The 26,323-nt window shown below is 51.3% G+C and carries 25 protein-coding genes; 1 reads left to right on the top strand and 24 read right to left on the bottom strand.

Going from position 1 to position 26,323, the window contains the following annotated elements:
* Positions 1-30 precede the first annotated feature (30 nt).
* The 22 genes from ACKI3C_RS07020 to ACKI3C_RS06915 form a co-directional block, all read right to left on the bottom strand.
* On the bottom strand, positions 31-1,821 hold the full coding sequence (locus tag ACKI3C_RS07020; protein WP_407403450.1) for a phage tail tape measure protein: 1,791 nt from the start codon (positions 1,819-1,821) through the stop codon (positions 31-33).
* Positions 1,822-1,894: 73 nt separating this feature from the next.
* Entirely contained in the window at positions 1,895-2,224 is a 330-nt protein-coding gene (locus ACKI3C_RS07015; protein WP_407403448.1) for a hypothetical protein, read from the bottom strand.
* A gap of 12 nt (positions 2,225-2,236) precedes the next feature.
* Positions 2,237-2,692: a hypothetical protein gene (locus ACKI3C_RS07010; protein WP_407403446.1), complete on the bottom strand. Its 456-nt coding sequence runs from the start codon at positions 2,690-2,692 to the stop codon at positions 2,237-2,239.
* Entirely contained in the window at positions 2,677-3,183 is a 507-nt protein-coding gene (locus ACKI3C_RS07005) for a hypothetical protein (protein WP_407403444.1), read from the bottom strand. The genes ACKI3C_RS07010 and ACKI3C_RS07005 overlap by 16 nt, the downstream gene beginning before the upstream one ends.
* Positions 3,170-3,922: a hypothetical protein gene (locus ACKI3C_RS07000; RefSeq protein ID WP_407403442.1), complete on the bottom strand. Its 753-nt coding sequence runs from the start codon at positions 3,920-3,922 to the stop codon at positions 3,170-3,172. The genes ACKI3C_RS07005 and ACKI3C_RS07000 overlap by 14 nt, the downstream gene beginning before the upstream one ends.
* Positions 3,923-3,933: 11 nt before the next feature.
* A complete protein-coding gene (locus tag ACKI3C_RS06995; RefSeq protein ID WP_407403440.1) occupies positions 3,934-4,773 on the bottom strand; it encodes a DUF6712 family protein in 840 nt (279 codons plus the stop codon).
* Positions 4,773-6,089 (bottom strand): hypothetical protein, encoded by a 1,317-nt coding sequence (locus tag ACKI3C_RS06990; RefSeq protein ID WP_407403438.1) that lies wholly within the window; start codon positions 6,087-6,089, stop codon positions 4,773-4,775. The genes ACKI3C_RS06995 and ACKI3C_RS06990 overlap by 1 nt, the downstream gene beginning before the upstream one ends.
* Positions 6,086-6,319, bottom strand: coding sequence for a hypothetical protein (locus ACKI3C_RS06985; protein WP_407403436.1), 234 nt, complete (start codon positions 6,317-6,319; stop codon positions 6,086-6,088). The genes ACKI3C_RS06990 and ACKI3C_RS06985 overlap by 4 nt, the downstream gene beginning before the upstream one ends.
* A 2-nt stretch (positions 6,320-6,321) precedes the next feature.
* Positions 6,322-7,365 carry a hypothetical protein gene (locus tag ACKI3C_RS06980; RefSeq protein WP_407403434.1) on the bottom strand — a complete coding sequence of 348 codons (1,044 nt, stop codon included), beginning with the start codon at positions 7,363-7,365 and terminating at the stop codon, positions 6,322-6,324.
* A gap of 56 nt (positions 7,366-7,421) precedes the next feature.
* Entirely contained in the window at positions 7,422-9,050 is a 1,629-nt protein-coding gene (locus tag ACKI3C_RS06975; RefSeq protein ID WP_407403432.1) for a hypothetical protein, read from the bottom strand.
* Positions 9,022-9,648 carry a hypothetical protein gene (locus tag ACKI3C_RS06970; protein ID WP_407403430.1) on the bottom strand — a complete coding sequence of 209 codons (627 nt, stop codon included), beginning with the start codon at positions 9,646-9,648 and terminating at the stop codon, positions 9,022-9,024. Before ACKI3C_RS06970 ends, ACKI3C_RS06975 begins: the two co-directional genes overlap by 29 nt.
* Before the next feature lie 5 nt (positions 9,649-9,653).
* Positions 9,654-9,929, bottom strand: a complete 276-nt coding sequence (locus tag ACKI3C_RS06965) for a hypothetical protein (protein WP_407403428.1) — start codon at positions 9,927-9,929, stop codon at positions 9,654-9,656.
* Positions 9,895-10,416: a C4-dicarboxylate ABC transporter gene (locus ACKI3C_RS06960; RefSeq protein WP_407403426.1), complete on the bottom strand. Its 522-nt coding sequence runs from the start codon at positions 10,414-10,416 to the stop codon at positions 9,895-9,897. The genes ACKI3C_RS06965 and ACKI3C_RS06960 overlap by 35 nt, the downstream gene beginning before the upstream one ends.
* Positions 10,416-11,150, bottom strand: a complete 735-nt coding sequence (locus ACKI3C_RS06955) for a hypothetical protein (RefSeq protein ID WP_407403424.1) — start codon at positions 11,148-11,150, stop codon at positions 10,416-10,418. Before ACKI3C_RS06955 ends, ACKI3C_RS06960 begins: the two co-directional genes overlap by 1 nt.
* The gene (locus ACKI3C_RS06950; RefSeq protein WP_407403422.1) at positions 11,147-11,788 is read right to left on the bottom strand and encodes a hypothetical protein; all 642 of its coding nucleotides are present in this window, start codon (positions 11,786-11,788) and stop codon (positions 11,147-11,149) included. The genes ACKI3C_RS06955 and ACKI3C_RS06950 overlap by 4 nt, the downstream gene beginning before the upstream one ends.
* Positions 11,789-11,799: 11 nt before the next feature.
* A complete protein-coding gene (locus ACKI3C_RS06945) occupies positions 11,800-12,378 on the bottom strand; it encodes a hypothetical protein (protein WP_407403420.1) in 579 nt (192 codons plus the stop codon).
* A gap of 25 nt (positions 12,379-12,403) precedes the next feature.
* Positions 12,404-13,402: a hypothetical protein gene (locus ACKI3C_RS06940; protein WP_407403418.1), complete on the bottom strand. Its 999-nt coding sequence runs from the start codon at positions 13,400-13,402 to the stop codon at positions 12,404-12,406.
* A gap of 7 nt (positions 13,403-13,409) precedes the next feature.
* Positions 13,410-14,450 (bottom strand): ATP-dependent Clp protease proteolytic subunit, encoded by a 1,041-nt coding sequence (locus ACKI3C_RS06935; protein WP_407403416.1) that lies wholly within the window; start codon positions 14,448-14,450, stop codon positions 13,410-13,412.
* Positions 14,451-14,501: 51 nt separating this feature from the next.
* Positions 14,502-14,879 carry a hypothetical protein gene (locus ACKI3C_RS06930; RefSeq protein ID WP_407403414.1) on the bottom strand — a complete coding sequence of 126 codons (378 nt, stop codon included), beginning with the start codon at positions 14,877-14,879 and terminating at the stop codon, positions 14,502-14,504.
* Positions 14,880-15,021: 142 nt separating this feature from the next.
* Positions 15,022-15,549 carry a hypothetical protein gene (locus ACKI3C_RS06925; RefSeq protein WP_407403412.1) on the bottom strand — a complete coding sequence of 176 codons (528 nt, stop codon included), beginning with the start codon at positions 15,547-15,549 and terminating at the stop codon, positions 15,022-15,024.
* Positions 15,550-16,336: 787 nt separating this feature from the next.
* Positions 16,337-16,846 carry a hypothetical protein gene (locus ACKI3C_RS06920; RefSeq protein WP_407403410.1) on the bottom strand — a complete coding sequence of 170 codons (510 nt, stop codon included), beginning with the start codon at positions 16,844-16,846 and terminating at the stop codon, positions 16,337-16,339.
* Positions 16,843-17,496, bottom strand: a complete 654-nt coding sequence (locus ACKI3C_RS06915) for an N-acetylmuramoyl-L-alanine amidase (protein ID WP_407403408.1) — start codon at positions 17,494-17,496, stop codon at positions 16,843-16,845. Before ACKI3C_RS06915 ends, ACKI3C_RS06920 begins: the two co-directional genes overlap by 4 nt.
* Before the next feature lie 73 nt (positions 17,497-17,569).
* Here ACKI3C_RS06915 and ACKI3C_RS06910 point away from each other — a divergent pair, with 73 nt between their 5' ends.
* A complete protein-coding gene (locus ACKI3C_RS06910) occupies positions 17,570-17,710 on the top strand; it encodes a hypothetical protein (RefSeq protein WP_407403406.1) in 141 nt (46 codons plus the stop codon).
* 58 nt (positions 17,711-17,768) lie between these two features.
* Here ACKI3C_RS06910 and ACKI3C_RS06905 read toward each other — a convergent pair whose 3' ends face one another.
* Together ACKI3C_RS06905 and ACKI3C_RS06900 are read right to left on the bottom strand one after the other, a co-directional pair.
* Complete coding sequence (locus ACKI3C_RS06905; RefSeq protein WP_407403404.1) at positions 17,769-18,245, bottom strand: hypothetical protein; 477 nt, start codon at positions 18,243-18,245, stop codon at positions 17,769-17,771.
* 285 nt (positions 18,246-18,530) lie between these two features.
* Positions 18,531-26,171, bottom strand: coding sequence for a hypothetical protein (locus tag ACKI3C_RS06900; protein ID WP_407403402.1), 7,641 nt, complete (start codon positions 26,169-26,171; stop codon positions 18,531-18,533).
* Positions 26,172-26,323 lie beyond the last annotated feature (152 nt).

Here is a 26,323-nt window from a genome sequence, read left to right as displayed (position 1 = left end):
ATTATTATGAGTGTTTTTATTCGTTTACTTTTAATTTTGCAACTGATTAGCGGATAGAATCGGCTGATTTGGCACGTTTGGATGTAAAACACTAGCAATTATGCCTATTTGTATAGGGGACAAAATACGGGATTCTTTATTTAATCTCAAGGCGAACAAATGTATTGCGACATTCGCAAGAGCCTGTGCTGCGGTTGCCGCAACCTGTTCTTCACGCAACAGCTTTTGCCAATAGACTAAAACTTTGGCTTTAAGAGCGGCAGCAGCAATGGCTGCATTATATGCAACGATAGCAACCGTCAAAGGAATGATAACAGCACGGTATTCTACAACGAAACTAACAAGACCCGAAATAACCTTCATCAGCACAGTGCTTGTAGTGATAGTATATTTCATCAAGGGAAGCAAACGTTGTCCCAACTTGACAGCGATTTCATTGAAATTTTTCTTCGCTTTTTCAAGACCTGCTTGGACAGTGTTGTTCTGCACATCAAACTCTTTTGTAACAGATGTTCCATCTTCAAAAGCCTTATTGGCAACCTCTTGCTGTGACCTTACTTCATCAATCTTTTTTGCGAGAACTGATAATGTCTGCACAGAGCGAGCACCTTTCTCGCCCATATCGGCAAACATTGGAGCAAGCACATCCATACCGCCGGCTTTATTCAACGTCTCAAGTAAAGTGAGCACGGCTTCATTTGCATCCTTTTTAAGCAATTCGGTGAATTTTTGTACATCAAGACCGGCTGCGTTTGCATATTTTGCTGGGTCTCTATAGAGTTTTACTATTACCTGCGACAATGCTGTTGATGCCGATTCTACATTTTGCTGTGCGCTATCGAGCACGGCACCATAGGCCATAATCTGTTGCACCGACATCTTTGCCTGCGCACCAGTTCCGCCAAGACGGCTGGCAAATTCTGCGATATACGGTGCTGATGCAGAACAATTCTGTGACAACTCGTTTATAACCGAGCCAACTTTTAACAACGCTTGCTCAGTGCCATAACGCTCTTCATCTCCAAAGATATTTGTAAGTTTAGACAATGTAAGAGTTGCTCCCTCGCCAAGATCATCAAGAGCAACATTTATTTGATCGGCAGCACGAACAAAACCCAAGATGTCTTCCTTTGAACTTTTTCCAAGACGTCCTGCTTCTTGAGCAAGTTGATTAAGCCCCTCTCTGCTGGTACGAGTATCCATTTTCATGAATTCCTCATTAAGACCTTCGACCTGTTCAGCAGTCATACCCGTAAACTTGCGGACATTTGCCATTTCCTGTTCCATGCTGGCGTATGCGTCAACAGCCTTGCGAGCAGTCATAGTAACTCCTGTAATGGCTGCCATTGTAACCTGGATACCTGCACCCCATTCGAACATTTTTTTCGCAAAGCGAGACCACAGGGACTCATGTTCTTTGGTTTCGTCATTAAGTTTGGCAAGCTCGGCTTTAACGGCTTTGATTTTTTCGACATGGGCGTTCCATGCTTTAGAACCACGCTCAATATTCTCAAGTTCTTTCTTGAGTTGTTTGAGCGTATTTTTGAGTTCTTTGGGCGTTGCTTTGTCAAGTCGAAGGAGGACTTGCGAGACACTTGCAACTCCACTTTGAACAGACTTCAGTTCTTTCTCAGTAGATTTAATTTCGTTAGTGAGACGCTTCCATTCAGCAGAGCCGATGCCACGCTTTGAGTCGGCAGCAACTTCGACAAGTTGTTTCCTATAGTCTTGGAGAGTGTTGCGCAAGCGGTTGAGTTCGTCTTGCGCAGGCTTGCCATTGATGTAAAGTGTAGTTGTTGCATTACTTTGAATATCGCTCATTGTTTCAGTATTATTAGATTACTGAAACAAAGTTACAAATCCCGTAGAACAAACTAAAAGACAACACCCCGCATCAGATGTTGTCTTCACTTTTGAGTTTTTCTAATTTTTCATTTGTCCTTTTTGCTCGTTCATCCATCCATTTATCTACTTTCTTTGGATCAACACCTTTTCCCGTTAGGCGATAAAGCCAATAATTAGTCCAATAGAATATACCAAACAATACACCCCAAGCAAGAATCAAAGCAAGAACGCCCACAACAAAATAGAATCCAAAAACCAGCAGATAAAGAAAAACAAGTATGATACCTCCGAGGAGAACCCCGAAGACTTCAAAAATATCAGGAGTGAACCAAAAGTAAAACATAGCTCTTGTTTTTATTATATAGACAGCAACATTCATGCCAGAGTTTAATTATAACGGATGATTTTTGTAAAAATCGCTGTTTTTCCTCATCTTGTCGGAATCAAGAGCATCAGCCACGAGTCCGCAGAACTCACGACCAAGAGACTCGGCCATGAACTCCTTGATATTCATAAACGAGGCAAAGAACTTGCGCGACATCCATGGTCGCTTCTTGCGCACTTTTTCACGACCGATATCACCAGGGTTGCCACGAGCGACTTCTTTGCCTGTTCCATAGTTTTGCCATAGACCATATTCAAGGAAGGACTGCGAGAGTGTAATATTCGTGATACGCCCATCGTAGTCACAACGTATTCCTACAGGAGAATTGAGCAGACGGCCAGTGTCCACAATCCCCATGAGAGTAATCTGCTCTTTCCAGATTTTGACCATGGTGTTATTGAACGCAGCCACATATTTCTCACGTGCGGTGATAGCTTGTTGTTCGGTCAGTCGCTCAGCCATTCTTCTTTGCGGTAAACAAGGTCGGTGTAAATATCAAAAGCCACTTGGAAGTAGGCGCAGGCACAACCAGTAGCGAAGTACTGTTCAATCTCGGTGAACTGTATGCGAGGGTCGAAATAGAGAACACCCTGCTCGAGGCGGGTGCGTTCCTTGAACAGAACACTCATCATCTGGCGGAAGAGTTCACGCAACTCGTCCATACAGCGAGTGCGTGCTTCCATGTTGTCGATGGCATGGCGACGCATCAAGAAGATGGTTTTCACCCGGCGAGAGTGCGGAGTGTTGTTCATGTCGGTATAACCAGGACTGATGTCGCTCACGCACACGGCAGCCTTGGACGACTGTGACTGTGCAATAAAATCCTCCAGACCTTGCAGACCGCTCACGCGAGCGAAGCGATAGCCCTGCTGCTGGGCAAGAACATTGTGTTCAACCAGATTCTTAAAATAAGAAGCAGCGTCCCAGTTGCTGTGAATATCAGTGTGTGCCATATTTCCGTCTTATTTCCTCGCTTTCCTTGGCGAGCGCATCAAGTTCTGTGAGCGCACGCCATGTGTCCATGGCAAGCACTTCACGTTCTTTGGTAATATCACCTTTTGTCAAGGCTCGGATCTGAGCGTCCATTGCTTCCTGCAGCTGTCGGCTGATGGGCTTTGTGTTACCCATCAGGTTCTGGTCGTCACTTTGAACAGGGACAAAGAAATTAGGGAATCGAGCATTAAACATGTCCTTCAGTGCCATCCACCAGTAGAACACATTCATTTTCTCGGCACGGTTGAGCGAAAGACCTTCTGCATCATAAAGCAAGTTGCCCATTTCGTCGAGCAGAGAATGTTGCTGACTGTGCAGATAACCTTGATAGAGGTTGTCGATGTAAAGGAAGCGTTCAAACGGCACGCCGATGAATTGCGCATCGAGGGCCTTGTGCTTCTTGATGGTCGAGATGCGAACAGGCATAGGGCGTGCAATATCCTCGATATAGTCAAGGGCATGAATGGCATCATGAATGATTGGAGCCGAAGCATAGAACTCGAGTTTACCCTTGCGCAGTAAGTAACCATCGCCATAACGGCAAACAATCTTTATCTTAGCCCACAGGAACAGGCAATATGTTTTGATTTGCGCACCGCTCAGGTTCTCGGCAAGCAGATTATATACATAATACAATTGGGCATCGGTAAGTTCTGCCCAAGACTTCGGCAAGTCGATATTTACTATTTTTGGAACCATGGTAACATCAATTAGAAGAAATAGCCAGAACTTTGTTTCTTATTCTCAAATACTGGTGGAGCAAACAACTTTGCGGTATCGCTGTTTACCCATTCGGGGAAATGGTCGGGATATTTACGGATGAAGTTCACGATGCGGTTCAACGCTGGCACGTCACGACGCTTGCCGTCCACCTCATGGAGGACACAGTCCCTGACACGCAGTGCGAGCGATAAATCATCGTTCGACGCATCGTGCGAGATGAGAGCGAGGCGCAAGCGGATCATCAGCTCAGGGCTTATAAATTCCTCGGCTATTGCGCTCTCAATATTCATCGCCGTAACGCGTGATGCACAGAACAATTCCCACTCGTCAAGAGAACCAGGATTGCGGATTGCCGACTTGCATGCTCGGGGAGACTGCAACAGAGTAGCAGCGAACCAAGAGCGTTGTTTCGAGTCCTGCCAGGAGTCGATGTACTGGAGACTGTCGAGCAACAGGTTAATTGCATAGTCGCGATTAGCCTTCAGCGTAGAGATAAGCCGCTCGACACGCTCCTTGCTGGCAGGTGCAACATTCTGGTTGCTCACAATGCCAAAACCATTAGGCGTGAGCACCAGGTCGAGCGACGGGATTGCCCTTTGCAGAGCCTCGCACACGATGACTGATGCAGTCTGGGCCCAAACAGATGAGGTTTCGTCTGAGGCAATGAACTGTAAAGTTTCATTGCCCGTGAATGTATCAATGACCCACTGTTCAGCGATAGTGAGCCATGGGTGTATTTTGTCAAACAGAGACCTCTCGCCTTCTACATGTGCCAATACATTAGGAACATGCTCGAGCAGACGGTCATTGTCAGTGATGATAAACATTATTCTTCAGTTTTAGTGGTTACTTCTTTAGCATCTTTATTCTCGTCAAGGGTGGTAAGTTGGATAAACGGAACATCAACCGTCACTCCGTCCCAGCCATTGAACTTCACGATAATTTTATGCACGGTAAAGAGCAAATCGTGATAAGGCTTTTGCAGGGCTTGGGCGATAGTGTAGAGTTCACGTTTGTCCGAGCCGCTGTTGTTAGTCTGCGACTTTCCTGGTACCGAGCCCACGAGGTTAGAGTGAACCTGCATAGTGAAGCAAATCATGTTCACTGCCTCTTGAATGTCGCTTTCCCAGTCGCCGCCCTCCTTGGCACTGTCCACTTTGGTGATAAGCACCTCATGGTTCTCTTTGCCGTCAGGGGTAACATAAAAATTGGCAAACCAGGTTTTGCCTGAGTTGGCTGCACCGCTCAGGAAGTCCAGGATTTCTTGCTTAACCTTGACCATGCGTTCCTGTTTCTTCTTGGGGTCAGTGATACCCTCCTGGCGATAAAGACGCTCAAAGTACTTATCAGAAATCTCTACCAAATATTTAATGGGTGCGGTGTTCTTGATTTTGCTTTCCTTAGCAATACCAATGAGACGCTTGATGTTGTACCATTTTGAGCGGAACAAGGCAGCCCAATAGGGAATGGGGTAATAGGTGTGGTCGGCGGTGGGCATACGAGTGACCACGGCGAACTTAGATTGCTTGTTATCGCTCTCAAGACGCTGTTTCAGGTCGAACCATGGGCTCTGTTCATTGAGCAGCGGAATAACCTCAACCTCTTTGGCATCTGGCTCATCACGCCACATTCCATAGAAAACATTAGCGATATGTCCATGTTTATCGGCTGGAGAAAAACGGCAATAGCACGCCTCCTTGCGAAGGATGCGCGCAATGCGCTTGCGATCATTGCTCAGTATGATGACCGTCACCGCAAAACTCCAGTGTTTCAAATCTTGCGAGACACCAAGGAAATAGGACGCAAGCGAGTTGTCGAGAAGCCAGTCCTCGACATCCTGGGCAACAGTAGCCGAAGCACCGTCGGTATTATAGCGCAACCCGCTGCCATAGCACATCTGTGCGTTCCACAGCAGGCAGGTGCTCATGGTTTCGTCTTGCTCGATGAGGTCAAGGACATTGTAGGGCAGTTTGTTGTCAGCACCCCACGGCATGTATTCCTTGCCATCGCTGAGTTTCATTGGCAAAATATCCTTCTGCTCACGGAACACGCTTGCACTATCGGGCAAAAATGCCGCTTTAGCCTCTACGCCTGGAATGTCTTCGACGCTAGGCACCATCAATCGTTCATAGTTTTTGCTCATATATATACTTTCTTACCGTTTAACTCAAAAATGAATACATCTCTAATGGTACGAATCTGACGGCTCGCCAGAATTTTTATCTGTCTCGTACCTTGCCTGAAGTTATAGCGCAGACCCACGCATTCTTTCAGTTCCATTACCGAGCCGTCCTTCTTCCACACCTTCAGGTTGACAGTCTGGCCAGAGTCAATGATTCGCCTTGCTTCGCTTATATGATATTCCAGTTCCATAGTTAATCGAATTGATAAGAGTAAGGATCCTGGAAGATGCGGGCATCATTGTCTGCCGCTGAGAGAGAAGCGCGGGCATCAGTGCGCTGCCATGAGAATTTCAGGCGGTTGGTTGCAGCGTTGTTGTCCGACTCTTCACTGTCACCTTCAAATATCACAACTTCCTTCCCATTGATGAGCATGACCTGATGGCTTGACAGCAACTGGTCGAGCCATTGGATTTCGTCGATCGACAAAGGTGCGGTTTCCACTTCATGAGACACCTTTGTCTCGCAGTCGTACAAAACGCTGTTACGGCGAACCGAGGCAAGTTTCTTGGTAGGCTTTATGTGGCTGGTAGTGGTACACTGCAACAATGCGAGCTCTACTACATTGAAGCAGTTGCGGAAGTAGAACGCACCCGTCGGCAGCGGGTTGTACACATAGAAATTCATCACGCGAGCACCGAGCCTAACAGCAACGGCGAGCACTTTCTTATCGGTACCAACAATGTCCATGGCATCACGCAAACAGACATCATGGTAAAACCATCCACCCTCTGAAAGAACAATATCTTGGATTTTCTCATCAAAAACCCTTACCTCGCCCTGTGCATTTTGTGTTGTGATGTGGTAGAACAGTTCCGAGGATTCCCCATCAGGAGAGTAGGCATGCAGTTTGTCTGCGATATTGTCCACCAGACGCTTGCTCTTTGCTGTAGTAAGGAAGTTGTTTTTGCACCAGGTGGCAGCATCGGTATCGGTGTCCTTGTCAAGATAGAGGACAGTGAAAGAAGCCAATTCTTCAAACTCCCCGGCATCTTCTCTGGCTATAATTGAGATATCCATCGATGAAGTCCCGCTAATGCGCATAAAATCCTCAATAAGTTCACGAACTTCATAGATGTGCACAATGCCATCGAATGGAGTCTGCACCACATTCAGCAGCACATCAGCACCTGCCATGATAGAGACTTCCAGTTCACGAGCTCGTGACTGGAACTCAAAATCAGGCACGCCCGATGAAAACATGAGCGGTGAGAATGTCGTTACAAGAGATGTTTCCATAAGTTTTTTGTTCAAATTTAGAACCAAAACAACGATTTACGAAAGACAGAAAAGCATCAGCTAATGCCGATGATTGAGAAACTGCTGTCAAAGGTTTGAGGCAGTTTCTCGCAACCGATATAGAGTGTATCAAAGGCATCTGTGCCATCGGTACGATGCTCGAGAAGGTTTTCTTCATCTTCGGCAAGTTTCTCACCGCCCTTGTTTTTCTTGAACCCATTACGACCTCGTATGACTCCCGCTGTCTGAATGGCGAGCAGAAGGTCATCGTTGTTCTGGCGGTTGAACATGGGCATGAGCCGCTGTTTCCCCGCAAATCCCTGGTTGATGAGCAGATATTTCTCATCGTGGCGCATAGGATTGCCGAGGTACACATCGATGACCTGCCAGCCGTGACGCTCGAACTCATTGCATATCACCCAGCGGAAGTCCTGTTCATTGACCGCATAATTGCTACCCTTGGCAGTTGCATCCCAGTAGAAAACCACGGTTTTGTTACCATGGAACTGGTAATAGCGACAGAAGTCAGCGATTAACTCAGGTATCTTGCGCTCAAATTTCACAAAGAAGGATTTCAAGACCAATAATCTGTCGCCACGGGGCTGACCTGCGACAATCCAGTTGATATTGGCATTGTAGTCCATACCGATACAGATGGGGGCACTGTTGTCAACATCTTTGTCGGCACGGCTATCAATGGCGGTTGGATCAAAGTGGAATCCCAACGAGTCGAGGTATTCAAAATCGCTGGCGTTGTACTTGTGCCGCTCACGCATCGAGGAATAAAAGCCATCCTTAGCAATGCCTATACGCTGGCAGAGGATAGAAGTTTGGAATGTAAGCGGCGTGAGGTCACGCTTCATCTGCTTGATATAGTTCTCTCCGAGCAGTTGAAGGTTTTCGATTGAGGAATATTCCTTGTAGTACACAGCGACCGAGCGCATACGGTTCAAGTCACGATCGAGGCGGCGCAAGTAGCCCTTCAAGTAGTCAGGGACTGGTTTGCCCTCCTGCTTGAGTGTGCGTATTCGCTGCTTCGTCTGCCAGATATGATAGACAGTGCCTTTAATAGTTTCGATAAGTTCCTCGTCCATCTGTTCTTGATAGTGCAAGAACCAAGACCCTTTAGAGGTCTGAGGCATATCAGAGAGAATCATCACACTGTGGTTGTAACTATGGGCACCGAAATGGCTCTTAATTCCACCATTAGCAGGGAACACTTCATCTTTAAGTTTAGCATAATCGATGAATTTTGCTTCATCGACGAGTACCCACGAAAGCGTCAGCGAGTTTGCGGATCCAGGGCGGTCTTGACTCAAGATAATGGCAACGCTTCCGTTGTAAAAACTGATAACATGCTCATAATACTTTGGGTCGGTGATAGGAGACTTGAAACTCTTCGGCGGTTTCTTCCCCACCACATAATGAACCCCCTCGAGGAACCCCCATCGCTTCCAAGCGGTGAGCAACCCCGGAATGGTATTTGTGAGACCATGCCTGAATGTTGGCACAACAATTCCCCCTGTGCTACCAGGCATGCGCTGCATGTTTCGTAACACAAAGGGAGCAGCGATACTGTCGGTCTTGCCTGTACGGCGACCGGCAACAACTACAGTAGTATTCGCACCGATAAGCTGGGTGAGTCGCTGCGGTTTGTTAAAGTATATGGGTTTCTTCTGGTCCATTGGTGAGGAACAAATCGTTTTCTTCAAGGTCGGCTTCTTCAAACTCCACATCCTCGATATCAAGGCTTTCCTTGCGGTATTTCTCAATCATTTCCTTGATGCGACGGTCAATATTCGGAGTTGGTTTAATGCCGAGTACCGATGGGTCGTTGGTGGCGGTGAACGGTTGCACCACAATGAGGTCAAACGGCATTGCCTGTTCGTCCTCAAGGTCAACACGATTATATTTGGCATAAGAAGAAGCTGCACGCTCCATGGTCTTGGTGTCTTTGCGCTTCTTTGCCATCTGGTAGGTCTCGAGCAACATTTGGTTGGCTTTCCAGCGGTGATAATCACGGCTGCTCGCCGACAAGGCCGGGAGCAGTTGCTTGATAACTGCGAGGTCGGCATATATTGCGCTCTCGCTCATGCCAGAACGACCCACGAACTCTTCAACGAACTGTCTGTCCGACAAGTCGGGATTAGCGAGAGTCCACTGGTATTCGTCGCGCACACGCATTAACCGGGCGACAACGACTGCATCATATTTTTCTTTTAGTTCGGCTTCGTTTGTAAACAGATCGAGCCGACAAACATCAATAATTTTAGGAACAGCCATAGTTTTTATTCATCGTCCTCCATATCAATGAGAGCTTTTTGCGCATTGTCCAGAGCAAGCGGCGAGCCAACTCTAGCCAACATCATCTCCTGCTTGCGCAATTCGATTTTCGAAGATACTTGCCCTCGGCGGTAAGCCAGTGCCATAGGACTACCTTTGATTTTCAAGTCACGCCTTAGTTGCTCGGGCTGGCGACCGAGGAAAACAGCGATGTCGCTGATGGGTAGAAAGAGAGAAGCAAGTTGCTCAATCTGCTGTAATTCTTTGTCGGAATAAGTCATTGAGAGGTACAGAATGATTGGTTATTAAGTCGTTGATTTGAGTTTTGAGAGCCGAGAACACTTCTTTGTCTGTAGAGACAAAAGCACTTTCATGCCTGTTACCTCGTGTAAGGTTTTGTGAGGTTACAACAGAAACGCACAAGCCACCATCACTTTCCACTAGCAAGATTTTACTGTGGTTGTCGGCAAGGAAGGTTCGTTCTATCACCTGGTCGATAAAAGCCCATAGTTTTAGAGTCTTATTGGTAGCCTTGAAGTCGAGCACAAGATTGAACTGCTTAACCCTGCCCGACTTTTCAATAAAGAACAGACGGCGCAGAAATTCCTCGCTGATAGAGAATGATGTCTGCCAAACGACAGAAGCCCCCACTTGCTCCAAGATCCACTCCAGGACATCAGCCACTTGGATTGAGTTGGTAAGATATGCCTGATTTGGACATGAAGCAAGAGGTTTCAACCATCGGTTAATGTTGTCATCACGCTTCATCAGATAACGCCCAGTTCTTTGAGCTCAGCTGTCATCTTCTCTGTCGGGTTGAGGACAGCCTTATATGCTTCGGCAAGTTTTGTCCTCAGTTCCTCTGTAGGGTTATTGCGGTATTTGCCTTTATTGAGGTTGATATAACCGACAGCCTTCTTGCTTGCGGCTCGGGCATCATCAGTAGTATCAGCACAACCTGTCGCAGGATTATAATTGTCATACAGAGCCCAGTTGTCACGACGCTGCTTGTCAAGAGCGAGTAGTTCCTTCAGCAATGGATATCTGTCACTATCAGGGCATACATGGCCAGGCTTTGTGGTGACGATTTCAAGTTCTGCACGAACCATCCTCATGCGCTGCAAGATGCTCTTGTTATCGACATACGCTTGTTTGATGTTATCAGGCAGCGAGTCATGGTCAGCGCGTTTACCTTTTTTGAATTCACTTGCGGGATTATCTTCTTGCAAAGAGAGGTGGGTATTGATAATCTTTTCAGCAGTTGTCTGCATTTCTTCCACTTGCTCATGGGTCACTTGCTGAACGCGGAAATTGAAATTCTTTTGAAGTTGATACTCAATATGACTTGCATATTTTGCGGGGTTGCGCATAATTTGCTGATACATGATTGTGTTACCTGTGAGTTTGAGAAGGAGCATTGCTCCCTCTTCAAGGTTGCGGCTGTCTTTTGGACTCTCGAGATAGTTTTGGACGCGCTGTGTAAATTTAGGATCGTGTTTCATAAAGCGTTGTTTATACCTGTAAAATAAATAAGATTTTTGCCTAATGGGGAAAGTAAATCGTCCATTGCCTTGAGCGTCTGTCCTGTAGTAACGAAATCATCAAAGATGATAAGATTCGGTTCTTTAGGCAGAATATTGAGCGTAAAAACCGCATTTACACGCTGCCTATTCTGGCACAATGCCACATCTTCATAAAAAGGGATGCCCAACAAATGCGCTATTTCCTCACTAATAAGAGTGGCAAAGTTCCTGACCTTGTGCCTTCGTTTGGGTGTAGTAGCCATTGCCCATAAACCTTGCTGGAGGTTTTTACCTATGACTTCGGCAATAAGCGGAGTGATATTTTGAGCGAAAAACATAATCATGGAGTCATCACTTTTTATATCAGTAAGAGTGCGACCATAAACCGACTTCTGCCATATCGATATAAAGAATACACCACTGCGCTTAGTAAGTCTAACCTTTCGCTCAAAGTCGCATCTGGCTTCGATAGACTTATCCCATCCTTTGCGTTTGTTCTCTGCAAAGAGGTCTTTAGTAGAAACATCGGGGACTTCCAAATCAATCATTATTGACGGCACATCACTCAAGAGGTCGTCAAGACTGTTGGCAGTCCCCGGTGTAAGGGTAGGATCCACGAGCAAATAAATTATTCGCCAGCGGGATTATTAGAGCAGTCGATTTCGCCGTCTTCGGTGTCGAGTGTACCTACATAGAACGGAGCTGCGATTTCATCAGTAACCTCGACGTTGATGGTGGTGCTGGCAGCATTAGTGCCTTGTCCCTGGTCCTGGTTAACTGTTGATTTTGTCGACCAACGATCATTGCCGAGGACACGATAGTTACCCTTCATGTCTTGATAGACATAAACCAGGTCGCTATTGTTGATGTAGCCAGCAGCAGCTGTTGCATCAGCAGTCACACCGTTGTGCACGAGCGTAGCCTTGTTGAGTTGAGTCTGGCTGGGAGCTTCACCTTGAGGCTCGCTTGTCACAGTACTCTTGTCAACATTGATATCAAGGTACTGCCACTTGGCATCGGCAGCCAGTTCAAAATTGCCAGTCAGCACACTTGTGGTAGGACGGCCAAAGTCATCACGGGCAAGCGTAGGGTACTTAACAATCTGGCTCTTGCTGGTGAAATACACACGACGGCGTATGCCAGGATATTGAGGCATTCCATCGCACCATGCCATGGATTTCTGGAGATTAGGACATCTTGTATTCATTGTTATGTCGCATTATTTGTTAAACTTAGGTATGAGACTCACCGCTTCCAGTTGAAGGCTTTACCTTAATAACCTTCAGGAAGCGCTTGTCGAGAGTACGGAACTGAACACCAAAGAACATCTTTGCAGCCACGGTGAAGGTGTCCACGTCCATACGCAGAACCTCAAGACGCTCGAGGTCGCTCATAGAGTCATAGCCATAGACCATGTTCATCTTGGGAGCGACAATCATGAGGTCGCTGCCAGCAAGGCCGTCCATGGGAGCGAAGGTCATGCGGCGGTTGCTACCCTCAACATAAGGCTGTTCGTAAGCGGTGTTGTAGGGCAGAGAAGGATGAGTGAGCTGGTAAGCCTCATTGTACTTGTCAACAACTGCGGGATCACAGTAGATGAAGCGCTGCTGACGGCGCAGCTGAGGATTAAGACCAAACTCGATTTCCTTCAGCACATCCACAGCATTAGCAGCGGTGATACCCTCGTCGAGGAGCACAAGGTTGCCATTCTCAACACTGATATTTTCGGCTGCGATTTCCTTGTTCACGATGGTTTCAAAACCATTGAAAAGGTCTTTTGAGGTGTTGCCCTCGGCATTTCGCACTGCATCGAAGAGTGCCAGCGAGAGGTTTTCACCTGCCTGCTTCATGATAGATCCAAGAATCAGCTTGGCCATCTCGCTTTTGCTTTGAGCATTGCCGAGAGTGGCAGCATGTTCGCCGAGGAGCGTCTGGACATAGTCATTGGGGACGAAGTCCTGGTTCATTGTTGCGAAGAAGATCTCGAGTTCCTGGAAGGTGATGGTTGTCGAGCCATCGCCACGCTTGTTGGGAGCGTAGGGATAGAACTGAGCTTCGGTATTCACGCCACCGAGGAACTGATTCGTGCGGCAACCGGGGAGACCAGTGAGAAACTTCACACTGTCCTTCATCGCGAACACGGGCATCATGAGCAGTTCACGACGGAATTTCTTTGCAGCGTCTTTCCAGTCCTGTTCACTGGGAGTAACTGTAATCAAATGATTTGCCATTGTAGTGTTATTTTAATTGGTTCAACATTTCGTTTGCATTGGCAACTGCTGAGAAGTAGTCGCTTGCAGGATTCTGTTCCTTAGCAGGATTTCCCTGCACTTGCTGTGAAGATGCAGCAGGCTGCTTGCGGAGGTCGGCAAGTTCTTGATCCTTGGCTGTGATTTGAGCCTTGAGGTCGGCAACCTCTTTATCGTGGTTAGCGATAGAGGTTCTGAGAGCCGACAAGTCGGCAGCGTCTTTCGCCATCTTGTCTTCAAGAGCCTGTGCCTGGTCTTCAGTAACTGAAATTTTGCCGTCAACGCTCTCAAGGTGTTCAAGCATGAGGACGGCACAAACATTAACATAGGTCTTTTTCATTGTGTCGATAATTTTTTGAGTTGAATTGTTATTGAACATGTCGGTCAACGCTGTGATGAAACGAGACAGCAAACCCTGCTTATTGCCGACAGAAGGCACTGGAATACCTTCGGCGGCCATAAAGTCAACAATATCCTCGGTCATGCGAGGTTTCTCATCCTCTGGAAGGTCGGTGATTTCATCCACAAATCCCCATTCAAGGGCTTCTTTTGCCGTGATCCAACCGCCCTCTTTCATCAAGTCGAGCAGAGCGTCGTTGTCCTTCTTGCATCGAGAGGCGTATGCCTGAGCGATGTTCAGGTCTATCTTATCAAGATTCTTCTTTTTCTTTTCGCATTCATCGATAAGTTCCTGCAGTTGGTCAGCATTCACCATATCCCACATAAATACCATTTGGCTGCATTTGTGCACAAGATACATGGCATCCTTGTCGATGGAAATGTGCTTTGCACCGAGCGAAGCGATGGTGGCAGCACTGGCGTTCATGCTCTCGTAATGGACATGCACATTGCCATGCCTGCGGAAAGCCGATGAAACACTAAAAGCCGTAGCGACATCGCCACCAACCGAGTTGATGAGCACATGCACTTCGGCTGACTTGTTTTTCTCGAGGACGTAGTCAACATAGTCGGCGTCGAAATTCCAGCCACCGACATATCCTTTGAGTTTAAGATGATATTCCTTTGCCATAACAATTAATTTTTAGCAAATTTATATCATCTTGCGCTCCCACTAAAAGACTTACAGGGCTACGGGAATGAGCGATTTTCTTGCTTGATGCGAGATTTCAACCGTCTTGACGGCAGGATCTCCATTTGTGGTACCAGTGGTAGAGGTGACTTTCATCACTGGGCGAGGTCGTTCACGGCAACCAATCAACCACCATTGGCCAGACGCTTGCTGAACTGCCCACACCACATTCTCTGATGAAGGAAGTTCATCGTTTGTACAGAAAGTAAAGGTGGTTTTTTCCACATTACCATTGTTGTCATCCTCCTCTACTGCCTGACATGTAGGTTCGCCGAAGAAAGAGACTCGGGTACCCGCAGCCATGACTGCAACGGGAATACCGGCAAGGTGTTTATACATCATGCCAGGAGAAAGTAATGACGCATGCATCCATCTGATTTCAGTGATGCCGGGTAGGTTAACGCATTTTTGTTTCATCTTGTGTCTATATGTTATTTTTCGTGTCAGTTAGTTACGGTTAGTGTGCGTTTGTGATGGTAAAATGCTGAGTTCGTAGCGATTTAACACACTTTTAACACCTATTTGCTTGTGCGTATTGTTTGCGCTGGCGAAAGTAGATTTGCCTGATGGTTTCCCAGCTTTTTTGATTGTCATCAATGCCATGGCGCAGCATCCACTCATATATCAAATCTGTGATGGGGAGTTCGAGGTGTTCCACTTTGTGCAGGTCACTCCACAGCAGCACACGGAACCTTACATAGATGATGTGGCAAAGCATTTCTTTTGCATGATTATTCAACCACCAGTAATAAGGCAGCGGCTTAGACTTGAACGATGGCAGTTCAATGGCAATTTCATCGGGTTGTTTTAGCGGAGGTGTTACCATATCTTTTGGAGGTTTGGTCAGCGTATGCTCCAGTACATCATTCTCGGCACTTCCTCGAGGGAAGCGAACAACGCCATTTTCGTCACCAAAGTCGTGCAGAACCCACTCGGTAAGGTATTGCGGTAGTTTGATATATACATTCATGAAAAGAAGGAACTTGGTTTCTACTGCAAAGTTACTCAAATTATCAACAAGGTTGTTAATAACTCTCAAATAAATAGTTTTAGAATACACAAATAGTTTTATAAAAAGTGCTATTGAGTTTTATAAAAAGAGTGTACTTTTAGTGCGCAATCGTGCTTTTTATGTAGTATTATATTGGTAATCAAGCAAATACAAAGAGTACATTTTTTGCACACTTCGTCGGTGCCGTACTAATGTACTGTGCGCACACTCGCGCACACTTCCGCAACGGCAAAGTGTACGCACTTAATTTGCTGATTTACAAATGTAAACACTATAACCGTACTAATGTACTTTTATTTTTCACTATTTTAGAGAAGAAAATAAAAAACACGAAGTGTAAAAAAATGCAGTCGCGAAAAGCCAGAAACGAGACCAGCGTCAAGGCGCGCCCAGGCGTTTCCCCGCACCCCTCTCGTGGCAGTGCATCGCAGGGCACAATCGTACAACTGTACTCTGTCATTCATATAAAACGGGGGACCGGGGGCGCGAGGCGATTTTCAAGGTGCGTTAAACACTTGATTTCCAACGAGCGTACTGAACAAAAATACCTTCAATTTTTGAATGCTTTTTGAAATCTTCCTGACATCAAAAAGTCAAATAATTGATTACCAAGAGAAAAATAGGGTTCAACAAGGGAAAATTTCCCTTGTTTGTGAGAACTCACCCCCCGTCCGCCCTGTGGAGGTGGGGGTGTTCCCCCTCAATCGCCCCTCCGCTATATGTGGCGGGGGTGCGGTACAATGCGGTGCGCGCGTGAAAAAAAACCGATGCCACGCAATGAGGTGACATCGGTTTCACGAGTGCTTCGTATTGATTACTTATGGCTGAAGTAACGGTAAACGACTATAGCAGCTCCTACAGCAAGGAGAGCGACTAAGAATACCCATGTGGTATCGGGAGGCTTGGCGACTGTTGTGCTGTCGGTAGCCTCTGCGCTGTCCTTGCCATGGGTGCTGTGATGGGCGGTGGAATCCTCGCGCTGTTCAATCTTCGCAGAAGTGTGCACGGCCGAGGTGTTTGCTGTCAATGTCGCATGCTTGGCTTTGAGCACTACTCCACGCTTGCGCTGGGGTAGAGAGCGAGGCGGAGCATCGACAGAGTCACCGATGGTCAGTTCCTCGGGGAATGACAGCTCTAAACTGTCCAGGTCCAACGAAAGCCCCTGGAGGAAGCGTAGCCTCTCGAAGGCTGCTGTTTGCTGAAGGTGCTTTTCGGTGGTGCTGGTTTCCTCTCTCTCGATGTGTGTGGCTTGCTTGGTGCTATGGCACGAAGCGAGGCACACCGATGCGGCAGCGAGCAGCATCGAGGTTATTAAGCGTGTCATGGGGCAAGATACTTGGTGATACCATCAGCGTGTAACTTAACAATGGCAGCTTTCCCCTCGTCGCTCGTCAAGAATGCGACATCCCGCGTGTTGTCCTGGAACAGATTCTCTGTGAGGACAGCTGGGCAGGTAGTCTTGCGCAGCACCCAGAAGTTTGCTTCGAGGTCGCAGTCGCCGTCTGTCTTGTCAATGCGGAACGGGCGCTGTGCAGGAGAATAAGTGCCATGCTTCTTCTCCCTCTCCATGATGTCAGCGTATGGTGCGAGGCACACACGAGCAGACTCATAGAGGCATTCGGCAAGAGCGTCGGCTTTGGTGGTGCCAACGGTGGTGAAGGCGCACCATCCGCCAGCGTTGTGCCACTTGCCATCGCTACCAGCGGCATTGACGTGAATGCTCACATAGATGCAGTTGCTAGGACCGCCGTTGGCTTCGACGATCTTATTGACAATGTTCGTGCGGTAGGCAAGCGATGGTTCGCCATCGGCTGTGATGTCAACAGTACACTTAATGCCGCGAGCCGTGAGTTCTGCATGCAGCATGTTGCAGATCTCACGCGAATACTGATATTCTCTGAACCTCTTGTCGGGCGAGCATTTGCCGGCAACATTGCTGCCGTGGGCAGTGCCAAGGATAACAAGTTTACTCATTTTGATTAGATTTAGAATTTGGTAATTGAGAATTTATTTTGTCATGTAGCGAAGCTTCAAGTTCATCGAACTTGTGCTTCGTGTACATTCCGAGGCCGAACATAGAGCCAGCGTAAAGAAGCGCCTGCCCGAGGATCCACAGGACGGAGTCATGAACTTCCCCGATGGGCGGTACCAGGAACCCTGCGATAGTGAGGCATGCACCAAAGATTAGCATACCCACAGCAGACCATGCAGCGATAGAGTCTTTCTTATTCGGTTTCATGATAGCTTTATTTTAGGGATTGTATGAATGCGTCTGCTTCGGCCTTTGCCTTACGGTTGGCATCGATGGCTTCGGTAATGTGTTGCGTCATCTGGGCGATGAACGCATGCACCTCGGTGATGTCGGCAAAGGTGTGCAGCACTGGGGCTTCATCGGTGCCGAGCTTGATGGTAGGCATGAAGCCATTGTTCTCGGCGTTCATTGCCCACATGGTGTAGTTAACCTGGTTTTCTGCGCTTAGCCAAACGAGCCTGCCGTGCCACCTCATGCCTTGGGTGATTTGCTCCTTGGTGTCGGCATCGATCTGCGCGAAAATCACCTGCCTTACCTCTTCGGGCGAAGGGCGGTGCTCAAAGGTATGGCAGTAGGACCAACCATACTCTGTGTCTTCGATTTCGGTGTAGCCGTAGTAAACGATCCAACGGCTGCGACCGATCTGCTTCAAGCTGTCGTTGCGGATGACAGTTCCAATTATCTTTTCCATAAAAATCAAGTTTATACAGCAAAGATAATATGCCTTGCCGGGCGGTAAAAAGACAGCCGCTCAGTGACTGAACACCGGGCGGCCGTTGATGCTATCGCAATGGTCAGGTAAATCGGTACTTGACCTTGTTGCCGGAACGCGCCACAACACGGCCAACTTGGGGACTTCCACCTTTTTCGGGTGCAAAGTTACTAAAAATTAAAAAAATCCGACCCGCAAAGCGGGTAAAATGAGTGGGAGCAGTCCTGCTCGGACTCTCCCACTGACGTTTTTCGCTGGCGAGTGCTACTCAACGATCTCGCATGCGCCCCTGAAGGCTAACCGCGAGCCGCTGAAGGTGAACGAGTTCGAGGAGTCGTTAGTCGCATTGACGTACACGAACCCGTGGTACGCATAGTAGTTGTAGCCGGAACGCGCCACAACACGGCCGGTGGAGGCGGTGTATTCCTGCTGGTCGCAGAAGAATGTGTCATAGTTGGAATTTGACACAAGGCGGCTCGGCACAACATCGCAGTAGCGTCCCCAGCGCACGCGGCAAATCTCGGTGCTGCCGCTCACGCCCTGCACGGCGCGCTCGCGGCCGTCGGGCATCTGGATGTGCCACACATGGTCAGCAACGCTGCCCGTCGGCACAGTGCATTTGTTGCGGAAGTAGGCGGCAAAGCTGGTTACATTCACGGCTACGCTGTCCATCCACTCGCGGCCGTTCGCCCACCAGTCCTCAAGGCACAGGGTGCGCGGACGCTGACCCGACACGCTCTCTCGCTTGGGGCTGCGGAAGGTCTCGCCGCCGCTCGTGAGCGTATTGGTGCCGCCGGTGACAGTGCCGTATAGTGAGCCGTTGCCGTTCACTGCCTGACAGTTGCGACGGCCATAGAATGCCATCCACAGCACATCGATGTCCTTGTGCATCTCGTAGTCAACAAGCTGGTAACCTGCACCGCGGCACTTGGCAAGGTTGCTGAAGTCCTTATAAGAACGGTTCATCGACAGCGTGCTCTGCGGCAGTCCCACGACAAGATCGCCCTGCTCGTCATACTTCCAGTAGGAAGATGTGCCATTGGTGCTTGTGCCGTAGAGCGGTGACTGGCCACTTACCGAGCGCAGGCGCCACAGTGCATCCTTGGTGGCCTTGTACATGCCCACGAGAGCAAACTCATGCTCTACCCAGTCGGGCTCGATGGCTTCCACTGCATCGCTGTCAACGGCAATGCACTCCTGGGATTCAAGACCGCGCACGGCGGTGAACACGAAGTCAACTGCTCCTTCAGGAACCGCGACAAACACATATTCGCCGCTGATGAAGTCGTTCTGGGCGTGCGACACGAGCGGAGCGACAGTGCTGATGACCTTGCCCGACGCATCAAGGAACGCACAGCCCACTGTATTGCTGTTGATGCTCGGCCAGCGCACCTGCTTCATGCCCTCCACATTCATGCGGTACACATTGTTGGTGCTCGATGTGTCAAGGAGCGAGCTGTCGAACGCTGTCCCCATGGGGAAGTTCTCTATCAGGAGGCTCGTGAACTCAGCGAGCAGGAGTTCGGCGAGCGGGTGGCGCTCTATGCGGCTGTAGCTTGGCAGCGGGCAGTGGGCCTCGCTCGACAGGCACAGGTACTTCTTATTGTGCAGGTGGTCGTTGATGCCCTTGTACCAGTACCGGGGCATGCCCACGAAGATGTCGTGCCCAACGCCGCTTGAGTCTTCAAGGTCGCTGGTGGTACGGCCGTCGGCGAGCACGTTGATGTCCTCGTCGCTTATCTGGCGCAGCTTCATCTTGCCGCCGGCAAACTCGCCCTTGTAGGCGTGGATGCTGTCGATGATGCGGGTGATGTGACCGCTGGGAACATAGCCCACCTTGCCGTCGCCGTCGTAGGTGCCGTTGTCCAGGTTGGTGATGTTGGCATCATAGCTCAGTGTCTCGTCAAACTCGATGACGGTGCACTGCGCATTGTGGATTGAAAGGTGCTCATAGTAGGCTTGCAGCTGGGCAAGGCGGTCGGGATCCATATACGAGGTGAGGCGGTAAGTGCCGAATAGTTCGGGCTTGCCGTTGCGGTTCTCGGCTCCCTTCACGCCCTTGTTCATCATGTCGATGAGCGCCTGGCCGTCGCCCGTGAGGTCGATGTCGGTGATACGCACATACTGCAGCTGGTTCCCTGCCGTGGCGAGGATGTCGCCCAGCAGGCGCACTGCGTCAAGCCTCGGGCAGCTCACGATGTTCACCGTCTGGATCTGAGCATACCCGTCGAGCGTGATGCCCTCGTAGGTGAGGTTGGGCAGGCGGTCAAACTGCAGCTGAACCAGCGTCTCGGGCAAGTGCATTCTGCGTATCACGCTTGCCGTCGGCAGGTTGACAGCAGTGATGCGGGAACCCTGCGCCTCGATGCGCTCAAGCGAGCGGCAACCGCTCACGTCGAGCGAACTCTGCAGCGTGGGACAGTTGACCACATTGATGTACTTCAGCAGCGAGTGGTTGCCCAGCGTGAGTGTGGCGAGTTTGCCCGTGTAGCCTGGTGTGGCATTGCCCACGGTAAGCGACTCGAGGAGGCGGCAACCGCCCACCACGAGCGTTGTGGGATAGAGCACGCTCAGGTCGCCCAGGTCGGCAATGCGGTCGGCTTGGTAGATGTAGGTCTCGGTGTCGTTCGGTCGGCTGCCTGCAGGGGCACTGAAGGTGTACTGCTGCCCCTTGCGCACAAGGCGGCTCGAGTAGCCGGCGTTGCCCGAGAAGCGGAAACCGAAGTACCAGTCCTGCGCTGCGGTGACTGTCACCTCTACCTTGCTGGGGACGCTGCTTGCGCCCTCGGTGTTGGCACGCAGGTACACCGCGCTGTCACGGTAGGAGCCTGTGCAGCGCTTGGCGTTGATGTAGGCAAATCGCTCATTCAGCACCCACTTGCGGTGGTGGGCGCGCGAGCCCTGGGCGATGTCGAGGTAGTTCTGCGCCTGGCCGTCGCCCTGACCGGCTACGCCGAAGCTGTCGATGTACTTGTAGCGAGAGTCCTCGTTATACACTGTTTCGCACCACTGGTCGCTCTGGCGCTCGTTGAACCAGTAGAGCGCACGGGCATAGATGAAATTGCCCTGGGCGGTGAGCCGCTCGTAGTTCGTGGTCTTGTCGGCATCCATCGTCTGCTCGATGAGGTTCCATAGTGCGCTGCTCTCTCCGTTGAACACCTGCTTGCCCAGGGCATCGGTGTCGTGCAACTCGGCGTATGGAGTGAACTGGATGCGGCCCTCGTTGTTGAGCGTGAGGATGGTGTCGTTGTCATAGAAGATGGGATAGCACAGTCCGTCGTAGAACGCCCACATCATGTTCTTTGCGCCCTGGTCAACGGCAAGCAGCCCCTCTCGCAGGTTGTCGTATGCCAGCAGCATGTCCTTGTGGAAGTAGTTGCCCGCCTCGGCTACAAAGCGAGCCTTGCGCTCTGCCACCTGCTCCTCGGTGAGCGTGGTGTCGGTGATGTCGAGCGACACGAGCCAGTCAACGATGCGCTTGAGCTGGGCGGGAACCCTGCCGCGGCCATAGTCGGCATTGAGGTCTTCGCAGTCGGGGTAGCGTGGCTCGAATGCTCCGCCCCAGTATGGAGCATGGCGTGTGCCCTCGCCGTCCACGGGAAGTGAGTCGCTGTCAAACCAGTCGGCAATATCGTCGCCGGTGACCTGCGAGGTGAAGTCGCTCGCATGGAACAGGCACATCGGGTGTCCGTTGTTGGTAAACTCCCAGCACTCGGCGTTGTTCTCGATCATCTTCCCTGACTTTGCCTCGGCAAGGCCGTTGGCAAGGGCGATGGTTGCGCCGGCACGGTTGCGCCATGCCTTGGATTCGGCATCCCATTGCCACAGCTCGCCCAGGTCCTGCCATGCGCCCTGCTCGGCATTGTACTTCACGAGGTGGTTGAGGTGGGTTCCGTCGGCTGTGGACTTGATGAGATACTTCAGCTCACCGCCTTCGGCCGCTTCGAGGGCATCGGCATCGCCCTGCAGCTGCGCAAGCGTGCCTTGCCACAGCAGGTAGTCGCTGCGGTTGACCATGGCGTCGTTGTAGCCGGCAATCTTCTCAAAGCCGAAGGTGTCGGCAGTCGATTTGTCGTTGTTGAAGTTGTACTTGCCTATGAAGGTGCGCGGGCTGCTCTCGGTCTCCTGGTGGAACATGAGCACGGGGAAACCGAAGATGGTGGTGCGCACCGTGGGGTCGATTCTCTGAGGCGGGGTGAGGATGCCCGACGAGGCGAGCACTTCGCCTATGAAGTTGGCGGCTCCCGTGTTGTGTGTGCCGCTGGACTCGGCAAAGTCGGCCTTGAGGCAGAAGGTCTTCACGGCTTTCTGAGGCACGAGGTTGCCGTGTCCGTCCACGCCGCGCAGGGCATATTTCTTGGCTGTCGAGCCGCTGTGCGTCATCGTGATGTCCTCCAGGAACTTGAACTTCCAGTTCTTGCGGGGGTAATACTGCGACGAGGTGCCCTGCACGTCGTTCTGCACCTTGTTGCACGAGAATGAGCATTCGGGGTGCGGGCGGTCTTCATAGATGACCTTGGTGTCTTTCTTCTTGTCGCCTTTGAACTTGGGCAGCGTGCCCACGAAGGTGATGCACGGTATCTGCTGCACGGCTTTTTCGTAGTCCACGGCATCGGCGTTGTCGTCGTTCATGATGTCGTTGCGCTCCAGCTTGGCAAACATCACGGCCGTGTCGTCCATGTCGGCAATGTAGTTGTTCACCATCTGGCGCATGCCCAGCGAGGTGTTATAGACCCTCACGTTCCAGATATCGAGGTCACACAGGCGGTTGCCCATGGTGATGGCCACTGGCTCATTCTGCACGAAGTAGTCGCTCGTGTCATACTGCTGCACGCCGCTCAGCACGCCGTCGAGATACAGGAGCATGAATCGCTGCTCATCCACACGCTGGATAACGAAGCCCACTCTCACGCGCTCGCCTTGCTTGAACTTGCTGCTCACGCGCTGGCGCAGCGCACTCTGCATGAAACATTCCTGGGCAGTGATTTCAAAGCCCACAGTGCCGCTCATGCAGCCAATGAGCACTGCTTCGGCGTCGTGGCAGTTGGTGGCGGTGAACTCCACCTCGATGGTCTTGCCTTCGAGCTTGCAGTCCTCGGCAAAGATGTTGAGCGGTATGCGGCACTGCGCTCCCCCGGCGAGGTGGAGCGACACGAGGCCCTTGCCGTCTGCTAGCCAGCCACTCTGCGTGTCAAAGGGACAGTCGGTGAACTCGGCCGCCGTGGTGTTGCCGTTGGCATCGGTAAACGACCACTCGCCCTTGTTCGAGGCGGCGTTGCTGCGCCCGCTGGCAGTGAGGTGGAGTGACAGTGCGGCTGTCTCTGCAGTAATCTGGTGTGAAGCGGGAACCACTTCCACCTCTATGTCGCGGGTAACCTCACCGCACTTAATCGTGAGCGTCGAGGTGCCCGCCTCGCGGCTGCGGTGGCTCACGGTGTGGCGGTTGCGGTCCACGTCCATCGAGGTGAGGACCACGCCGTCGAGCAGCACTTCGATGTGCGAGGTGATGCTTGCGGGGTCGTAGATGGCAAACGGCACCGTGAGCGTGTCATACTGGGTGACCTTCACCCTGTCGCACTCGGTGGCGATGATGATGTCGCCTGTGCCCTGGCGGGTGATCATCAGGTCGAAGTAGAGGCGGTTGCTGGTGAGCATCACGCCGTCGGCAATCTCGCGCTCGGCCCACACTTCGAGGGCATGCGCTCCATGGGCGAGACCGGCTGTGGGTATGTCCTTGATGCTGGTGGCTCCGCTCGAGGTCACTGTCATGGTCGACAGCGGCTCGCCGTCGAGGGTGAAGTTCACGACTTTGGCTCCGCTGCCGTTGACCGTGAAGCGGAAGGGTATCACCGTGCCGCTCTCGGTGAGGGTGGCGAGCGAGTAACTGCTGGCGATGCCCAGTGTCACCACTGTTATCTTGATGTAGGCGCTCTGTGCCACCACGCCGTCGTCGGCTGTGATGCGCACGCGCACGCTGTTGGTGCCCACGGTGAGCCAAGGCGACACGTCAAACGAGCCTATGCCCTGCACCACGTCCTTGCTCTCCACGCTGCTGCCGTTCACGATGAGCTCGGCACGGCCGCCCAGCTGGTCATCGACGCCTGTGGTGATGTTGTAGTGGCGCCAGGTGAAGTCCACGCTGCGGGTGTCGCCCTCCTTGAGGGTGGCGATGAGCCCGTTGTCGATGGTCAGCTCTATGGCTGAGGGGGTGATGTCGCTGCCTCCGCCGCCCGCGGGGATGGTGACGCTGTTCATCACGTTGCCGTCAGCGTCCAGCAGGGAGAGTTGGTTGGTCGAGGCATCGAACTGGAACCCGGCGGCAAGGCCGCTCTGCATCTGCTCGAGTGCTGCGCTCACTGCTGCATTGCCCACGGGGTTGTTGCTTTCCTTGTTGAGCACATCATCCACGGTGACGCTGTAGGCGAGGCGCACGAGTCCATCGCGTCCGGGTGTCACGGGGTCGCCGTCGTTGAACTGCACGCCGCGCACTGTCGAGTGCCAGGCGGTCTCGTCGGCCCAGTCATCGAGGCGCATGCCGCAGAACTGCCATGTCTGCCATTCGCCGGCTCCGCTCATGAAGGTGATGAAGCGGCCGCTGGCGCGCAGTTCCTCGGGCACTGCCGCTGCCGCTGTGCCGCGGTTGTAGTAGCCCTCGGCCTTGGGGACGAGTTCGTTCACATTGACCACATTGCCCGTGGTGCTTCCGCTTGCGCCGAAGGGCTGCCACGATGCCTTGTCGATCCACGAGCCGCCCTGCCATTGCCAGTTTTCGATGCCGCCGTCGGTGTGCAGCGTGATGACCACCCCAGTGACGCGCGCGGCACTGTGCTGGTCGCCGTCGGTCAGGGCGAGGAAGGTGTCGAGCGTCAGCGCATGGCCTTGTCTGCCCGCAAGCATGTTGCCGTTAAAGAACAGGCGAGGCTTCAAGCCGTCCTCGGTGGCGGCGGTGCGGGCGGTCAGCCCGGCAATCTGCGCGCTGAAGTCCTTGCCCATGGGGGCGAGCTCGGCACGCTCTTCCTGGTAGTAGTAGAGGGTGTCGGTGCTCGTGCACACATACGCCTTGAGGCTCAGCGGCGTGTAGTCGTCACCGCTGTAGAGCGAGCGGTCAGCCCAGTCGAGGTAGTAGTTGTAGAGGGTGTTGAAGTCGGCAAGGTCTTTCACCGCCAGCAGCTGAGCGTCGGTGAGGCGCGTTGCCACTGCGGGATTGGCGGCGGGTGCCTTGGGGATGGCGGGCGAGAGTTCGGCCAGCAGCGACGATACCGCCACGGAGGTGCGAACGCCCAGCACAAACTGGCGAAGGCTCTCCACATAGAACACCTGTGCGTTGTCGTCGGTGCTCTTGCTTTCACTCTTGCCGCTCTTCACGGTCACAGCGCCCAGCACGGCACTGAACTCAAGCACATTGGCGAGGTTGTCGGGGATAAAATCCCCGGGCACCTTGCCGTTCCCGTCGAGAGGAGCAATGCCGCCCGCCTTGCCTATCAGGTTAAGCAAGTCGGCAACGCCCTGCAGGGCTTGCGCTGAAGCCTCTGTCGCTTCTCCGCTTGCCGTCTGCAATGCTTGTATCAGGGCGGTAAGGCTCTCGACTGCTGCGGTGGCTGCCTGCGCTGCGGTCTTGCTCTGCTCGGCAGTAGCGTTGGCGGCGTTAGCCACATTCTGCGCGCCCACTGCCATGGTAGCGGCATTGTTTGCGCTGGTGAGTGCGTCGCTGGCCTTGCCCAGCGCATTGATAGCGTTGGCTTTGGCTGTCGCAACATCGTCGGCCATGCCGCTGGTGTCGAGGTTGGGCAGGAAGTCAACGATGCTCTGCAAGATGTAGCCCACGTTCTCGGGCGATATGCTTGCAGACTCTGTCTCGGCTCGCAGTGCCGAGATGAGTTGGGTTAAGTTGGATGTGTCTATCATTCCATGAGTTCACTCTAAAAAGTCGGCGAGCCGACTTATGACTAAAATTACGTTAGTTTAACACTAAATCGGTCTTTGAAATTTTGTGATCTGGAGAAAAATGCGTATATTTGTATAGAAAATCAAGCACATAGACATGTTCAAGAAATCGA

Source organism: Sodaliphilus sp. (assembly GCF_045598405.1).
Classification (GTDB): Bacteria; Bacteroidota; Bacteroidia; order Bacteroidales; family Muribaculaceae; genus Sodaliphilus; species Sodaliphilus limicaballi.
The sequence above is the reverse complement of the archived record's forward strand: the minus strand, read 5'-3'. Positions and strand labels throughout refer to the sequence as shown.

What these genes read in the sequence shown, in the direction of transcription:
- ACKI3C_RS07020 (WP_407403450.1), bottom strand. Translation starts at nt 1,821, where the DNA reads ATGAGCGATATTCAAAGTAATGCAACAACTACACTTTACATCAATGGC.
- ACKI3C_RS07015 (WP_407403448.1), bottom strand. Translation starts at nt 2,224, where the DNA reads ATGAATGTTGCTGTCTATATAATAAAAACAAGAGCTATGTTTTACTTT.
- ACKI3C_RS07010 (WP_407403446.1), bottom strand. Translation starts at nt 2,692, where the DNA reads ATGGCTGAGCGACTGACCGAACAACAAGCTATCACCGCACGTGAGAAA.
- ACKI3C_RS07005 (WP_407403444.1), bottom strand. Translation starts at nt 3,183, where the DNA reads ATGGCACACACTGATATTCACAGCAACTGGGACGCTGCTTCTTATTTT.
- ACKI3C_RS07000 (WP_407403442.1), bottom strand. Translation starts at nt 3,922, where the DNA reads ATGGTTCCAAAAATAGTAAATATCGACTTGCCGAAGTCTTGGGCAGAA.
- ACKI3C_RS06995 (WP_407403440.1), bottom strand. Translation starts at nt 4,773, where the DNA reads ATGTTTATCATCACTGACAATGACCGTCTGCTCGAGCATGTTCCTAAT.
- ACKI3C_RS06990 (WP_407403438.1), bottom strand. Translation starts at nt 6,089, where the DNA reads ATGAGCAAAAACTATGAACGATTGATGGTGCCTAGCGTCGAAGACATT.
- ACKI3C_RS06985 (WP_407403436.1), bottom strand. Translation starts at nt 6,319, where the DNA reads ATGGAACTGGAATATCATATAAGCGAAGCAAGGCGAATCATTGACTCT.
- ACKI3C_RS06980 (WP_407403434.1), bottom strand. Translation starts at nt 7,365, where the DNA reads ATGGAAACATCTCTTGTAACGACATTCTCACCGCTCATGTTTTCATCG.
- ACKI3C_RS06975 (WP_407403432.1), bottom strand. Translation starts at nt 9,050, where the DNA reads ATGGACCAGAAGAAACCCATATACTTTAACAAACCGCAGCGACTCACC.
- ACKI3C_RS06970 (WP_407403430.1), bottom strand. Translation starts at nt 9,648, where the DNA reads ATGGCTGTTCCTAAAATTATTGATGTTTGTCGGCTCGATCTGTTTACA.
- ACKI3C_RS06965 (WP_407403428.1), bottom strand. Translation starts at nt 9,929, where the DNA reads ATGACTTATTCCGACAAAGAATTACAGCAGATTGAGCAACTTGCTTCT.
- ACKI3C_RS06960 (WP_407403426.1), bottom strand. Translation starts at nt 10,416, where the DNA reads ATGAAGCGTGATGACAACATTAACCGATGGTTGAAACCTCTTGCTTCA.
- ACKI3C_RS06955 (WP_407403424.1), bottom strand. Translation starts at nt 11,150, where the DNA reads ATGAAACACGATCCTAAATTTACACAGCGCGTCCAAAACTATCTCGAG.
- ACKI3C_RS06945 (WP_407403420.1), bottom strand. Translation starts at nt 12,378, where the DNA reads ATGAATACAAGATGTCCTAATCTCCAGAAATCCATGGCATGGTGCGAT.
- ACKI3C_RS06940 (WP_407403418.1), bottom strand. Translation starts at nt 13,402, where the DNA reads ATGGCAAATCATTTGATTACAGTTACTCCCAGTGAACAGGACTGGAAA.
- ACKI3C_RS06935 (WP_407403416.1), bottom strand. Translation starts at nt 14,450, where the DNA reads ATGGCAAAGGAATATCATCTTAAACTCAAAGGATATGTCGGTGGCTGG.
- ACKI3C_RS06930 (WP_407403414.1), bottom strand. Translation starts at nt 14,879, where the DNA reads ATGCATGCGTCATTACTTTCTCCTGGCATGATGTATAAACACCTTGCC.
- ACKI3C_RS06920 (WP_407403410.1), bottom strand. Translation starts at nt 16,846, where the DNA reads ATGACACGCTTAATAACCTCGATGCTGCTCGCTGCCGCATCGGTGTGC.
- ACKI3C_RS06915 (WP_407403408.1), bottom strand. Translation starts at nt 17,496, where the DNA reads ATGAGTAAACTTGTTATCCTTGGCACTGCCCACGGCAGCAATGTTGCC.
- ACKI3C_RS06905 (WP_407403404.1), bottom strand. Translation starts at nt 18,245, where the DNA reads ATGGAAAAGATAATTGGAACTGTCATCCGCAACGACAGCTTGAAGCAG.
- ACKI3C_RS06900 (WP_407403402.1), bottom strand. Translation starts at nt 26,171, where the DNA reads ATGATAGACACATCCAACTTAACCCAACTCATCTCGGCACTGCGAGCC.